Raw genomic sequence first — 12,909 nt, 5'->3', positions numbered from 1 at the left:
ACCGATGCGCCTTGCCCTCCTCCTCCTCGGCGCCCTCGTGCTTGCCTTCGTAGCGGCGCCGCTCTTCATCGTCGTGCCCATGTCCTTCAGCACGGCCGTCTCGCTGGAGTTCCCGCCGCCGGGCTGGTGGACGGGCTACTACAGCGCCTATTTCAACGATGCGCGCTGGACCACGCCCACGCTGAACAGCCTCGGCATCGCGCTCGCCGTCTCCGTCCTCACCGTCCTGCTCGTCACCCCCGCCACCTTCGCGCTCGTCCGCCACCGCTTCGCCGGCAAGGGCGTGGTGAACCTGCTGCTGATGCTGCCGCTGGCCGTGCCGCACATCGTCATGGCCATCGGCTACTACGCCTTCCTCGCCGATGTCCGCCTGTTGCAGACCTTCCCCGGCATTATCCTCGCCCACACCGCGCTCTCCGTGCCCATGGCCTTCCTCGTCCTCTCGGCCAACCTGAAGGGCTTCGACCGCACGCTGGAGCGGGCCGCCCTCTCCCTCGGCGCCAGCCCGGCCGCCACCTTCCGCCACGTCACCCTGCCCGTGCTCTGGCCCGGCTTCGCCGCCGCCGCCCTGTTCGCCTTCGTGCAGAGCTTCGACGAGACGGTGGTGGCCCTCTTCATCTCCGGCCGCGACACGGAAACCCTGCCGCGCCGCATGTTCGACAGCATCCGCACCCAGGCGGATCCCGTCATCGCCGTCGTCTCCACCCTGCTGTTCCTGGCCGTCGCCGCGCTGGTGATCGTGCCCGTCCTCTGGCGCGCCCTGTCGCGCCGCCGATCGGAAGCCCGCCCGTGAGCAAGCCCTATCTGGAACTGCGCAACCTCTCGAAGAGCTATGACGGCCGCAGCCGCGCGCTGGACGGCGTGAACCTGACGGCGGGGAAGGGGGAGTTCATCACCTTCCTCGGCCCCAGCGGTTCCGGCAAGACGACTACCCTCATGCTCATCGCGGGGTTCGAGGGCGCGACCGAGGGCGAGATCCTCGTGGACGGCACCTCCATCACCCGCGTGCCGCCCCACAAGCGCGGCATCGGCATCGTCTTCCAGAACTACGCGCTCTTCCCCCACCGCACGGCCTTGCAGAACGTGATGTTCCCGCTGGAGATGCGGAAGGTGCCGAAGGCCCAGGCCACGAAGAAGGCGCGCCACATGCTCGCGCTCGTCGGGTTGGAGCGCTTCGCGGACCGCCACCCGCGCGAGATGTCCGGCGGCCAGCAGCAGCGCGTGGCCCTGGCCCGCGCCCTCGTCTTCGACCCGGCCCTGCTCCTGCTGGACGAGCCCCTGGGCGCGCTGGACAAGAACCTGCGCGAGAGCCTGCAGATCGAGATCAAGCGCATCCAGCGCAGCCTCGGCGTCACCACCATCTTCGTGACGCACGACCAGTCCGAGGCGATGGCCATGTCCGACCGCATCGTGGTCTTCGAGGGCGGGCGCATCCAGCAGGCCGGCACTCCGCTTGAGATCTACGACCGCCCGGTGAACGACTTCGTCGCCCGCTTCGTCGGGGACAGCAACCTGCTGCCCATCCGGCTGACCGATCCTAACCAGGGCACGGGCGAAATCGCCGGCATCGGCCCGGTCCGCATCCCCGCCCAGCCCGGCCGCCGCGCGGGGGAGGCTGCCACCCTGCTGCTGCGCCCGGAGGTGCTGGGGCTGGCCGCCGATGGTGCCCCCAACACCTGCCGCATGGCCGTGGAGACCATCGTCCATTTCGGCGACAGCGCCCTGATCCTCGGCGATGCCGGCGGCACTCCGCTCCGCGCCCGCCTGCCCGGCCTGGCCGCGCAGGGCATCTCGGAGGGCAGCGAGGTCGCCCTCTCCTGGAACCCGGCGGCCGGGCACCTCATCCCGGCCGCCTGATCCGGTTCAGACCTCGAAGGCTTCCCCGATCGCCGGCACCCGCACGCGCCCGCCTTCCTCGCCCATGGCGGCGATGAAGGCGTCCGCCGACTTGTCGATGATCGGGAAGGTGCCGAAGTGGCAGGGCAGCACCACCGGCACGTCCGGCAGGAAGCGGCGCATCGCCAGCGCCGCGCCGCGCGCGCCCATGGTGAAGCGGTCGCCCACCGGCACGATCGCCACCTTCGGCTGGTACAGTTCCGCGATCAGCGCCATGTCGGAGAACACGTCCGTGTCGCCCATGTGGTAGACCACGGGCTCGGACGGGTCCTTGGGCGTGATCACCACCCCGTTCGGCAGGCCCAGGTCGATGATCGTCCCATTCTCCCCAGGCATGGAGGAGGAGTGGAAGGCGATGGTGAGGGAGACGCTGAACCCATCCTGGTCGGTCGTGCCGCCGGTGTTCATCATCTCCAGCTTCTCGACCCCCTTGCCCTTCAGGTAGCCGCAGATCTCGGCGTTCGCGATCACCTTGGCCCCGGTCGCCTTGGCAATCGCCGCCGTGTCGCCGATGTGGTCGCCGTGGCCGTGGGTGAGGGCGATGTGGGTGCAGCCCTTGGAAGCCTCCTCCACCGTGCCCTTGAAGGTGGAATTGCCGGTCAGGAAGGGATCGACCAGCAGCACCGCGCCGCCGATCTCGAACCGATAGGCCGAATGGCCGAACCAAGTGATTTTCATGCGGTCCTCCTCGCGAGAAGCGCCGCAGGTGTAGCGAGGGGAGGGAAGGGCGGCCAGCGCACCCCTGGTGAAAACCCCGCGACGCCTCAGCCGGCGACCCCGTCCCGCACCCGCTCCATCCCGTGGAACACGGCCACTGTGTCCCGCCGCGCCACCGCCACCAGGTTCATGTCCAGTGCCCGCGCCCGGTCCAGCGCCAGGGCCGTGGGGGCGGAGATGGCCACCAGGGTCCGCGCCCCGATGGAGGCCGCCTTCTCCACCAGCTCGAAGGAGCAGCGGCTGGTGACGATCACGAAGCCCTCCGCCGCCCGCACCCCGCCCCGCATCAGGGCCCCCGCCAGCTTGTCCAGCGCGTTGTGCCGGCCGACATCCTCGCGCACCGCGCGCAGCACCCCATCCGCCCCCGCGAAGGCGGCGGCATGGACCGCCCGCGTCTCGTCGTTCAGCGGCTGGTTCCGCTCCAACTCGGCCAGGGCCCGCCGAATGGCCGGCATGTCGATGGCCGGCGCCACCCCCTCCGGCCGCACGGCCTGGGGCATCTGGTCCAGCTCCTCGATCCCGCAGAGGCCGCATCCCGTCCGCCCGGCAATGGAGCGCCGCCGCGCCAGGTGCTGCGTCAACGCGGTGGGTGCCAGCCGGATGTCCAGCCGAAGCCCGCGCGCCTCCTCCCCGACCTCCACCTCGCGGATGCCCTCCGCCCCGGTCACGATCCCCTCGGTCAGGCTGAAGCCGTAGGCGAAGTCCTCGAGGTCCGAGGGGGTCAGCATCATCACCGCGAAGGGCACGGAGGAGTAGACGAGGCTGACCGGCACCTCCTCCGGCACTGCGCGCGCCCCGGGCCGGGCGGCGCCGTCCGTGCCGACAATCAGGCTCTCAACCGATCTGCTGACGGGCGGCCGACTGGTCGGGGGCAGGGGCATCCGGTTCTCCTCTCCGCCCGCCATATGGGGCGCCGGGCGGCCGCCGTCAGGCATCCTCCCCTGCCACCACGCGCCCGGCGCAGGGATTGCCGCCGATCCAGTAGCACAGCTCCTCCGGCGCCCCGATCCGGTACAGCGCCAGATCGCAGCGCAGCCCCGGCGCCAGCGCGCCGCGATCCGCCATGCCCAGCGCCGCCGCCGCGTGGCGCGTCACGCCCAGCAGCGCCTCCTCCACCGTCATCCGGTAGAGGGTGCAGGCCATGTTCAGCATCAGCAGCAGGGACCGGGCTGGGGAGGAGCCGGGGTTCATATCCGTCGCGATCGCCATGCGCGTGCCCGCCGACCGCATGGCCGCGATATCCGGGTGCCGCTCCTCCCGGATGAAGTAGGTGGCGCCGGGCAGCAGCACCGCCACCGTCCCCGCCGCCGCCATGGCCGCCAGCCCCTCCGCCGACGCATGCTCCAGATGATCCGCGGAGAGCGCCCCGAACCGCGCTGCCAGCGCCGCCCCGCCCAGGTCGCTCAACTGGTCCGCATGCAGCTTCACCGGCAGCCCTTGCGCCCGCGCGGCCGCGAAAACGGCCTCCGTCTCCTCCGGCGTGAAGGCGATGCGCTCGCAGAAGGCATCCACCGCATCCACCAGCCCTTCGGCGGCCAGGGGCGCGATCATGCCGGCCACCAGCGCCGCGTAGTCGCCCTGGCGGCCCTTGTATTCCGGCGGCACTGCGTGCGCGCCGAGGAAGGAGGTGGCGACCGACACCTTCCGCGCCCGCCCCAGCGCCCGGGCCGCGCGCAGCATCCGCCGCTCCGCCTCGAACTCCAGCCCGTAGCCGGACTTCACCTCCACCGTGGTCACGCCCTCGGCCAGCAGCCCGTCTAGCCGGGGCAGGGCGGCCGCCACCAGCGCCTCCTCCTCCGCCGCCCGCGTGGCGCGCACGGTGGAGAGGATGCCGCCGCCCTCGCGGGCGATCTCCTCGTAGGTCGCGCCCGCCAGCCGCCGCTGGAACTCCCCCGCGCGGTTCCCGCCAAAGACGAGATGGGTGTGGCAATCCACCAGGCCCGGAAGGATCCAGGCCCCCTCGCAATCCGTCACCGCCGCCTCGGTGTCGGGCAGCGCCTCGCGGGGCCCCACCCAGGAGATGCGCCCGCCCTTCGAGGCCACCGCCCCATCCCGCACCACGCCCAGCCCATCTGCCATGGTCCCATCTGCCATGGTGCAGAGATTGGCATTCACCCAGATGCGGTCGAAGTCACCCACGGCCCGTGAACCGCCCGGCATCGATCAAGCCCGCCACCGCCGCGATGTCGGGCGCCATGAAGCGGTCCTTGTCCCAGGCCGCCGCGACGCCGCGCACCGCCGCGTGCGCATCCTCCAGCGGCTCCGAGGACCGCAGGGGGCGGTGGAACTCCACCGCCTGCGCGGCCGCCAGCAACTCGATCGCCAGAATGTCCCGCAGGTTGTCGGCCATCGGCACCAGCCGCAGCGCCGCACCGGTGGCCATGCTCACATGGTCCTCCTGGTTCGCGGAGGTCGGCAGGCTGTCCACGCTGCGGGGATGCGCCAGCGCCTTCTGCTCGCTCGCCAGCGCCGCCGCCGTCACCTGCGCGATCATGAAGCCGGAATTCAACCCGCCCTCCCGCACCAGGAAGGCCGGTAGCCCCGACAGGGCCGGGTCGGTCAGCAGCGCCATGCGCCGCTCCGACAAGGCCCCGATCTCCGCCAGCGCCAGCGCGATATGGTCCGCCGCGAAGGCCACCGGCTCCGCGTGGAAGTTCCCGCCGGACAGCACCTCGCCCTCCGCCGTCACCAGCGGGTTGTCCGTCACGGCGTTCGCCTCCCGCTCCAGCACGGAGGCGGCGTGGTCCAGCGCGTCCAGGCACGCCCCCATCACCTGCGGCTGGCAGCGGATGGAGTAGGGGTCCTGCACGCGCGGGTCGTTCTCTCGGTGGCTTTCCCGGATGGCGCTGCCCGCCATCAGCCCGCGCAGCGCAGCCGCTGCCCGGATCTGCCCGGGCTGCCCGCGCAGCTCGTGGATGCGCGGATCGAAGGGCGTGTCGGAGCCGCGCACCCCCTCCGTGCTCATCGCCCCCGCCACCAGCGCGGTGGTGAACAGGTCCCGCGCCCGGAACAGAGCCACCAACGCGATCGCCGTGGAAACCTGCGTGCCGTTTAGCAACGCCAGCCCTTCCTTCGGTCCCAGCGGCAGCGGGCGCACGCCCACATGCGCCAGCGCCTCCGCCCCGCTCACGCGCTGCCCTCCGACGAAGGCCTCGCCCTCGCCGATCAGCACGAGGGACATGTGCGCCAATGGCGCCAGGTCGCCCGAAGCGCCCACGGAGCCGCGCGCCGGGATCACCGGCAACACATCGGCCTCCAGCAGCCGCAGCAGCGCCTCCACCGTCTCCTCCCGCACCGCGGAAGCTCCGCGGGAGAGGGACAGCGCCTTCAGCGCCAGCACCAGCCGCACCACCGGACGCGGCAGGGGCTCCCCCACGCCGGAAGCGTGGCTGCGGATCAGGTTCAGCTGGAGCTGCACCAGCGCGTCCGGCGGGATGCGCGTGCCCGCCAACTTCCCGAAGCCGGTGTTCACGCCGTACATCACCTCGCCGGCTTCCAGCCGCGCCGCCAACGCCGAATGGCTGGTCCGCACCGCCTCCCGCCAGCCCTCGGGCAGGGCCAGTGCCCCGCCCGCCATCACCGCGCGCAGTTCTGCCAGCGCGGCCATCAGAGCTGCACCATCGGCAGGTCCAGACCCTTCTCCCGCGCCCAATCCTTCGCCAGCTCGTATCCCGCATCCGCGTGGCGCATCACGCCCGTCGCCGGATCGTTCCACAGCACCCGCTTCAGCCGGCGCGCCGCATCCGGCGTGCCGTCCGCCACGATCACCATGCCTGCATGCTGCGAGTACCCCATCCCCACGCCGCCTCCATGGTGCAGCGAAACCCAGGTGGCGCCCGAGGCCGTGTTCAGCAGCGCGTTCAGCAGGGGCCAGTCGGAAATGGCGTCCGATCCATCCCGCATCGCCTCCGTCTCCCGGTTCGGCGAGGCAACGGACCCGCTATCCAGGTGGTCGCGCCCGATCACCACCGGCCCGATCTCGCCCCGCGCCACCATCTCGTTGAAGGCCAGCCCCAGCCGGTGCCGGTCGCCCAGCCCCACCCAGCAGATGCGCGCCGGCAGGCCCTGGAAGGCGATGCGCTGCTGCGCCATGTCCAGCCAGCGGTGCAGGTGCGGATCGTCGATCAGCTCCCGCACCTTCGCGTCGGTCTTGCGGATGTCCTCGGGATCGCCGGACAGCGCCGCCCAGCGGAAGGGCCCGATCCCCTTGCAGAACAGCGGACGGATATAGGCCGGCACGAAGCCCGGGAAGTCGAAGGCTTCCGCCAGCCCCTCGTCCTTCGCCATCTGTCGGATGTTGTTGCCGTAATCCATGACGACGGACCCCATCTTCTTCAGGTCCAGCATCGCCTGCACATGCGCCACCATGCTGCGCTTGGCGGCCGCCGCCACGGCGGCAGGATCGCTCTCCCGCTTCGCCATCCACTCCGCCAAAGTCCAGCCCGCCGGCAGGTAGCCGTTGGATGGGTCATGCGCGCTGGTCTGGTCCGTCACGATGTCCGGCACCACGCCGCGCCGCACCAGCTCCGGGAAGACTTCCGCCGCATTGCCCAGCAGCCCGACGCTGATTGGCTTCTTCTCGATGCAGGAGCCGAAGATCATCGCCAACGCCTTGTCGATATCGGCCGTCGCGTGGTCCAGGTACCGGGTCTGCAGCCGCTTCTCGATGCTGCTGGGCTGGCACTCCACCGCCAGAACGCTGGCGCCGGCGAAAACGCCCGCCAGCGGCTGCGCCCCGCCCATGCCGCCCAAGCCCCCGGTGAGGATCCAGCGCCCGGAGAGGTCACCGCCGAAATGCTGGCGCCCCGCCTCTGCGAAGGTCTCGTAGGTGCCCTGCACGATCCCCTGGGACCCGATGTAGATCCAGGACCCCGCCGTCATCTGGCCGTACATCATCAGCCCGGCCCGATCGAGCTCGTTGAACTTCTCCCAGTTCGCCCATGCCGGCACGATGTTGGAGTTGGCGATCAGCACGCGCGGCGCGTCCGCATGCGTCTCGAACACGCCCACCGGCTTGCCGGACTGCACCAGCAGGGTCTGCGTGTCCTCCAGCCGCCGCAGCACGTCGCAAATCATCTCGTAGCTGCGCCAGTCCCGCGCCGCCCGCCCGATGCCGCCATAGACGACGAGCGAGCCGGGATTCTCTGCCACCTCGTCGTCCAGGTTGTTCATCAGCATCCGCAGCGGCGCTTCCGTCACCCAGTGCTTCGCCGATAGCTCCAGGCCGCGCGGCGCGCGGATCGCGGGCGCGTTGCGGAGGCGCGGGTTCTCGCTCATGCGGAAATCCTCAGAACGGAAAATGCCCGCCCGGTCCGTCCTGCATCCGGTATCGGCCGGAGAGCTCGAAGCGGCTGGCGGGCTGGGTCAGGCGGGAGAAGGTCGTGGCCTCGCCACGGAGGAAGGTGCGGCGGCGGATCACCAGGCAGGGATCGCGCTGCCCCACCTCCAGCAGCCGTGCGATGGAGGAGGCGGGCAGGATCGCCGTCACGGCCTGCTCCATCTCCTCAACCTCGCCCACCTCGCGCAGGAACTCGTAGGTGGTGCGGGCGGAGAAGTCCTGCTCCTCGTAGCCCGGCGCGTAGCCCGGGCGGATGAAGCGCTCCTCCATCTGGATCGGCAGCCCGTCGCCCTTGTGCAGGACGATCGAGCCCGGCACCCGCCCGCCGCGCGGCAGGCCCAGCGCATCGGCCGCCTCCTCGGTCATGGAAGCCGTGCCGAGCGCCAGCACCGCGCAGGTCCACTCCATCCCGCGCCCGCGGATCTCCTCCGCAATGCTCTCGATGCTGCTCAGCCCCGTGCGCGGCTTTCCCTCGGCCACGAAGGTGCCCACGCCCGGCACCTTCCGCAGCCGCCCCTCCCGCGCCAACTCCGCGAAGGCGCGGTTCACCGTGATGCGGGAGACACCGAGCATCGGCCCCAACTCGTTCTCGCTGGGAATGCGCGCGTGCACGGCCCACTCGCCGGAGGCGATGCGGTCCCGCACGAAATCCTTCACCGCCTCGTAGCGCGGCTTCGGCGCGCCGCCATCCGGCATCAGGAAGCGGCCGCGAGCGTCTTGCGGTACCCGAAAGCCTGGTCGAAGCGGTTCAGGATATGCCGCCCCGCCGTGATCGGCTCGTAGCGCGCCTCGCCCTCCGGCGTCCCCAGCTCCCGCGGGTCGATCACCGCGCCGAAATCCGGGTCGTGGAAGGTGGCGATCGACATGCGCTCCCGCCCGCTGCGGTTCACCACGCGATGCGGGGTGGAGGCGAAGCGGTCATTGCTCCAGCGCCCCAGCAGGTCGCCCACATTCACCACCAGCGTGCCGGGCAGGGGAGGGGCGTCGATCCAGGCCCCGCTCTGCCGCTCCTTCACCTGCAGCCCGCCATTGTCGTCCTGCCACAGCAGGGTGATGCAGCCGAAATCCGTGTGCGGCGCCACGCCGTAGATCTCCTCTTCCGCGCCCACGGACTGGGGCGGGTAGAAGATGGCCTGGGTGCGCTGCAACGGCTTGCGGTAGCGCGGGGCGAAGAACCCTTCCTCCAGCCCCAGACTCAATGCCACCGCGCGCAGCAGCCGCCCGCCGAGGCCGAACATGGCGTCGTAGTAGGCGCTCATCGCCGGGCGCAGCGCCGGGGCGAAATCCGGCCACTGGTTCGGCCCGCGCAGAGCCTCCCCCGCCAGGACGGCGGGATCGTCCTCCGGCAACTCCAGCCCGATGGAGAAGAACTCCTTCCGGTCGGAGTGCTTCGCGCCTTCCATCAGCGCGCCGCCCATGGCGTGCCAGCCGCGGTGGCGGGCATTGGCCTTCACCCCTGTCTTCACCTCGGCAGGCAGGTGGAAGAAGTCCCGCGCGGCCGAGACCGCATCGGCGATCACCCCATCCGGCACGCCGTGACCGGAGACGTAGAAGAAGCCCGGCCCGGTGCAGGCCGCGCGGATCGCGGCGGCCACCTGCGGCACGGCGTTTGCTGAACCCCCGTTCAGACCGGAAACATCGATCACGGGGAGAGAGGTCGTGTCCGCCATGCGCTTCGCCTCCTGGCCTGGGGGCACGGGTTTCCTGCGCCTCCGGCCCGGTGATGCTTACGCCCATGACCTGTCATGTCAAGTTAACCTGGGCTGGCGGAAGCGTCACGACACGGTCAAAACTCCCCGCCACAAATCCCGTCATCGGGGCCCGGCACCCCGGGCGATCGCAGGAGAAGCAGGATGACCTTCACTCGCCGCGGCCTCGGCGCCGCTGCCATCGGCACTGGCCTGGCCGCCGCCTTCGTGCACCGCGCCGCAGCCAACAACCTGGAGAAGGCGAAGAAGGCCGGTGAGCTGGTGGTGGCCACCGAGATGCACTTCGCGCCCTTCGACTTCACGGAGGGCGGCAAGCAGACCGGCCTGAACCTCGAGCTCTTCACCGAATTCGGCAAGGAGATCGGCGTCAAGATCACCTTCCAGGATCTGCCCTGGCCCGCCGTGCTGCCGGGGCTGGAGGCCGGCCGCTACGACCTCGTCGGCGGCCCCGCCACCATCACCAGGGCGCGCGCGGAGCGCTACCGCTTCTCCGTGCCCGTGGCCGAGGCCACGGTGGCCCTGCTGAAGCGCACGAACGACAGCAGCATCACCAAGCCGCAGGACATCGCGGGCAAGCAGCTCGGTGGCGCCACCACCACCGCACAGCTCGCCCAGTTCCAGGAATTCGTGAAGACCCTGCCGGGCACCACCCCGCCCATCCGCGAATACCAGTCCTTCTCCGAGGCCTATGCCGACCTCGCGGCCGGGCGCATCGCGGCGGTGGCGAATTCCCTACCCAACATCGCCTATGTCGCGAAGCAGCGCCCGAACGTGTTCAGCGTCGTGCAGCCGCCCTTCGGCACCAAGTCCTACTTCGGCTATATCGGCCGCAAGGACGCGGATTCCGCCCCGCTGATGGACGCGCTGGACGCCGCCATCGTGAAGATGCGCAACGACGGCCGCTTGGCCGCCATGCAGACCAAGTGGTTCGGCCAGGCCTTCGAAACCCCGGACAAGCCCATCGAGCCGGCGCTCTAGTCCTTGGAGCCCTGATCATTGGACTGGGCGTTCATCGAAGAAGCCCTGCCCCCGCTGCTGCGCGGGGCGGTGGCCACCGTGTGGGTGTCCCTCGCGGCCATCGCCCTCGGCTTCGCGGCGGGGGCGCTGATCGCGGCCGCCTCCACCGCGGGCAGCCGCGGGCTGCGCGGCGCGGCCGCCCTCTACATCTCCTTCTTCCGCGGCGTGCCGCTGCTGGTGCAGCTCCTGCTGGCCTACTACGCGCTGCCCTTCGCCGGCATCGACATCCCCGCCATCATCGCCGCCGTGGGCACGCTCGGCCTCTGTTGCGCGGCCTACATGGCGGAGATCCTGCGCGGCGGCCTCGCCACGGTGCCGCCGGGCGCGGTGGAGGCCGCGCGCCTCCTCGGCCTGACGCGGGCGCAGACCTTCCTCCGGATTCGCCTGCCGATCGCCGCCCGCACCATGCGCCCGGCCATCGTGGGAGAGGCGATCATGATCATGAAGGCCTCCTCCCTCATCTCCCTGGTGGGGATCATGGAGCTGACGCGCACCTCCCAGGCGCTGGCCTCCTCCACCTTCATGCCGCTGCAGTCCTACGCGCTCTGCGGCGCCATCTACCTCGTCATCAACTTCGTGCTGATGGCCATCGGCTGGGACCGGAAGCGCGCATGAGCGTCGTGCAGGAAACCCTCTGGGCCGTGGCGCGCGGCCTGCCGCTCACGGTCGGCATCTGGCTCGCCTCCATCGCCACGGGGCTGCTGGCCGGGGTGCTCGTCGCCTGCGCCCGCCATTTCGGGGGCTGGGCCGTCAACGCAATCCTCGCCACGCTGGTGGAGGTGGTGCGCGGCGTGCCCTTCGTCGTTCAGGCCTTCCTCCTCTACTACGGCGGCCCCTTCATCGGGCTGGACCTGACGCCGATCGTCGCCGGCTGGCTCGCCCTGTCCGTCTACGCCGCCGCCTATTTCAGCGAGGTCTTCCGCGCCGGCTTCCGCGCCATTCCCCCCGGCCACACGGAGGCGGCGCGCCTGCTCGGCCTGAGGACGAACCAGACCATCACGCGCATCCTGCTGCCGGAGATGGCGCTCTCCGTCCTGCCCGCCCTCGCCAACCTCGCGGTGATCCTCATCAAGGAGACGGCCATCCTCTCCATCATCACCGTGCCGGAGCTGACCTTCACCGTGCAGGGCGTCGGCAGCGCCACCTTCGCCTTCGCGCAGACCATGGCCGCGCTCGCCATCAGCTACTGGCTGCTGGTGGAGCTCACGGCCTGGGCCGCGCGACGCCTGGAGCGCGGCATCGCCCGCGCCACTCTCGGGACAGCCTGATGACCACGCCCTTCCTCGTCGCCGAGAAGCTGGAGCGCCGCGTCGGCGACACGCAGATCCTCGCCGGCATCGACCTCTCCGTGAACAAGGGCGAGGTGGTCGGCCTCATCGGCCCCAGCGGCTCTGGCAAGTCCTCCCTGCTCCGCGCCATCGCGGGGCTGGATCCCCTCACGGGCGGCCGCGTGCTCGTGGAAGGGCGCACGCCGGTCCCGGGCGACGGCACCGTCGGCATGGTGTTCCAGCAGTTCAACCTCTGGCCGCACCTCACGGCCGGGGAGAACGTGGCCTTGGCGCTCCGCCTCGTCCGCAAGATGACGCGCGTGGAGGCGACGGAGCGCGCCCGCGCCATGCTGGACCGGGTGGGCCTGCTGAAGCTCGCGGATCGCCGCCCCGCCCAGCTCTCCGGCGGCCAGCAGCAGCGCGTGGCCATCGCGCGGACACTGGCGATGGAGCCCCGCCTCATCCTCTTCGACGAGCCCACCGCCAGCCTGGACCCGGAGCTGACGACGGAGGTGCTGGACGTGATCCGCGGCCTGGCCGAGACCGGCATGACCATGCTCGTCGTCTCGCATGAGATGGGCTTTGTCGCCTCCGTCTCCACCCGCGCCGTCTTCCTCGATCATGGGCGAGTCCTCGTGGAAGGCCCGGCGAAGGCGGTGTTCCGGGATGCGGAGGAGCCGCGCCTGCGCCGGTTCCTCGCCACCTATCTCCAGCGCGTCGCCTGGGCGCCGGATCCCGAACCGGCCCCCGCGCCGGATCCCGGCCCGCTCACCACCTTCGCCCTGCTGCAGCAGCCCGGTGCGGCGGAGGCGGTGCCCCCGCCGGCCGGGCCGGAGGGCAGCACCATGTCCCTCCTCGGGCTCCCCGCGGCATCGCCTGCGGCGCCCAGCGGCTTCTCCCTGCTGGACCCCGTGCCCGACCCCAACCAGAAGGACCCGAAGCGGGGCGCGTGAGGCGCCGCGCG

At 71.1% G+C, this 12,909-nt stretch carries 13 protein-coding genes; 6 read left to right on the top strand and 7 right to left on the bottom strand.

The genetic code is table 11. From position 1 onward, the window contains the following. Positions 1 to 4: 4 nt before the first annotated feature. Both NRP21_RS06460 and NRP21_RS06455 read left to right on the top strand, forming a co-directional pair. Entirely contained in the window at positions 5 to 793 is a 789-nt protein-coding gene (locus NRP21_RS06460) for an ABC transporter permease (RefSeq protein ID WP_257715350.1), read from the top strand. After that, a complete protein-coding gene (locus tag NRP21_RS06455; RefSeq protein WP_257715349.1) occupies positions 790 to 1,857 on the top strand; it encodes an ABC transporter ATP-binding protein in 1,068 nt (355 codons plus the stop codon). Before NRP21_RS06460 ends, NRP21_RS06455 begins: the two co-directional genes overlap by 4 nt. Positions 1,858 to 1,863: 6 nt before the next feature. Here the strand turns inward: NRP21_RS06455 and NRP21_RS06450 are convergent, their stop codons facing one another. The 7 genes from NRP21_RS06450 to NRP21_RS06420 form a co-directional block, all read right to left on the bottom strand. After that, positions 1,864 to 2,574, bottom strand: coding sequence for a metal-dependent hydrolase (locus NRP21_RS06450; RefSeq protein ID WP_257715348.1), 711 nt, complete (start codon positions 2,572 to 2,574; stop codon positions 1,864 to 1,866). Between the two features lie 86 nt (positions 2,575 to 2,660). Further along, entirely contained in the window at positions 2,661 to 3,494 is an 834-nt protein-coding gene (gene fdhD / locus NRP21_RS06445; RefSeq protein WP_257715347.1) for a formate dehydrogenase accessory sulfurtransferase FdhD, read from the bottom strand. A 46-nt stretch (positions 3,495 to 3,540) separates the two neighbouring features. Beyond that, positions 3,541 to 4,752 carry an imidazolonepropionase gene (hutI, locus tag NRP21_RS06440; RefSeq protein ID WP_456300230.1) on the bottom strand — a complete coding sequence of 404 codons (1,212 nt, stop codon included), beginning with the start codon at positions 4,750 to 4,752 and terminating at the stop codon, positions 3,541 to 3,543. Then, positions 4,745 to 6,220 carry a histidine ammonia-lyase gene (gene hutH, locus NRP21_RS06435; protein ID WP_257715346.1) on the bottom strand — a complete coding sequence of 492 codons (1,476 nt, stop codon included), beginning with the start codon at positions 6,218 to 6,220 and terminating at the stop codon, positions 4,745 to 4,747. Before hutH ends, hutI begins: the two co-directional genes overlap by 8 nt. Continuing rightward, complete coding sequence (gene hutU, locus NRP21_RS06430) at positions 6,220 to 7,890, bottom strand: urocanate hydratase (RefSeq protein ID WP_257715345.1); 1,671 nt, start codon at positions 7,888 to 7,890, stop codon at positions 6,220 to 6,222. Before hutU ends, hutH begins: the two co-directional genes overlap by 1 nt. 10 nt (positions 7,891 to 7,900) lie before the next feature. Then, the gene (locus NRP21_RS06425) at positions 7,901 to 8,647 is read right to left on the bottom strand and encodes a UTRA domain-containing protein (RefSeq protein WP_257715344.1); all 747 of its coding nucleotides are present in this window, start codon (positions 8,645 to 8,647) and stop codon (positions 7,901 to 7,903) included. Next, on the bottom strand, positions 8,647 to 9,621 hold the full coding sequence (locus NRP21_RS06420) for an isopenicillin N synthase family dioxygenase (RefSeq protein WP_257715343.1): 975 nt from the start codon (positions 9,619 to 9,621) through the stop codon (positions 8,647 to 8,649). The genes NRP21_RS06425 and NRP21_RS06420 overlap by 1 nt, the downstream gene beginning before the upstream one ends. Positions 9,622 to 9,804: 183 nt before the next feature. Between NRP21_RS06420 and NRP21_RS06415 the strand changes: the two genes are divergently transcribed. Genes NRP21_RS06415 through NRP21_RS06400 form a run of 4 tightly spaced genes read left to right on the top strand, consistent with a single transcriptional unit; the run spans position 9,805 to position 12,898 of the window. Next, on the top strand, positions 9,805 to 10,638 hold the full coding sequence (locus NRP21_RS06415; protein ID WP_257715342.1) for a transporter substrate-binding domain-containing protein: 834 nt from the start codon (positions 9,805 to 9,807) through the stop codon (positions 10,636 to 10,638). Between the two features lie 18 nt (positions 10,639 to 10,656). Next, entirely contained in the window at positions 10,657 to 11,292 is a 636-nt protein-coding gene (locus tag NRP21_RS06410) for an amino acid ABC transporter permease (RefSeq protein WP_257715341.1), read from the top strand. Then, positions 11,289 to 11,945, top strand: coding sequence for an amino acid ABC transporter permease (locus NRP21_RS06405; protein ID WP_257715340.1), 657 nt, complete (start codon positions 11,289 to 11,291; stop codon positions 11,943 to 11,945). Before NRP21_RS06410 ends, NRP21_RS06405 begins: the two co-directional genes overlap by 4 nt. Next, positions 11,945 to 12,898, top strand: coding sequence for an amino acid ABC transporter ATP-binding protein (locus tag NRP21_RS06400; RefSeq protein WP_257715339.1), 954 nt, complete (start codon positions 11,945 to 11,947; stop codon positions 12,896 to 12,898). The genes NRP21_RS06405 and NRP21_RS06400 overlap by 1 nt, the downstream gene beginning before the upstream one ends. The last annotated feature ends 11 nt before the right edge of the window (positions 12,899 to 12,909 follow it).

It is taken from the genome of Roseomonas populi (assembly GCF_024594815.1).
GTDB lineage: Bacteria > Pseudomonadota > Alphaproteobacteria > Acetobacterales > Acetobacteraceae > Roseomonas > Roseomonas populi.
This window is presented reverse-complemented; position numbering and strand designations above follow the sequence as displayed.

Excerpts from the sequence above, each read along its gene's own strand:
- fdhD (WP_257715347.1), bottom strand. The coding sequence starts at position 3,494 with ATGCCCCTGCCCCCGACCAGTCGGCCGCCCGTCAGCAGATCGGTTGAG.
- NRP21_RS06405 (WP_257715340.1), top strand. The coding sequence starts at position 11,289 with ATGAGCGTCGTGCAGGAAACCCTCTGGGCCGTGGCGCGCGGCCTGCCG.
- NRP21_RS06420 (WP_257715343.1), bottom strand. The coding sequence starts at position 9,621 with ATGGCGGACACGACCTCTCTCCCCGTGATCGATGTTTCCGGTCTGAAC.
- NRP21_RS06450 (WP_257715348.1), bottom strand. The coding sequence starts at position 2,574 with ATGAAAATCACTTGGTTCGGCCATTCGGCCTATCGGTTCGAGATCGGC.
- NRP21_RS06400 (WP_257715339.1), top strand. The coding sequence starts at position 11,945 with ATGACCACGCCCTTCCTCGTCGCCGAGAAGCTGGAGCGCCGCGTCGGC.
- hutU (WP_257715345.1), bottom strand. The coding sequence starts at position 7,890 with ATGAGCGAGAACCCGCGCCTCCGCAACGCGCCCGCGATCCGCGCGCCG.
- NRP21_RS06415 (WP_257715342.1), top strand. The coding sequence starts at position 9,805 with ATGACCTTCACTCGCCGCGGCCTCGGCGCCGCTGCCATCGGCACTGGC.
- hutH (WP_257715346.1), bottom strand. The coding sequence starts at position 6,220 with ATGGCCGCGCTGGCAGAACTGCGCGCGGTGATGGCGGGCGGGGCACTG.
- NRP21_RS06460 (WP_257715350.1), top strand. The coding sequence starts at position 5 with ATGCGCCTTGCCCTCCTCCTCCTCGGCGCCCTCGTGCTTGCCTTCGTA.
- NRP21_RS06425 (WP_257715344.1), bottom strand. The coding sequence starts at position 8,647 with ATGCCGGATGGCGGCGCGCCGAAGCCGCGCTACGAGGCGGTGAAGGAT.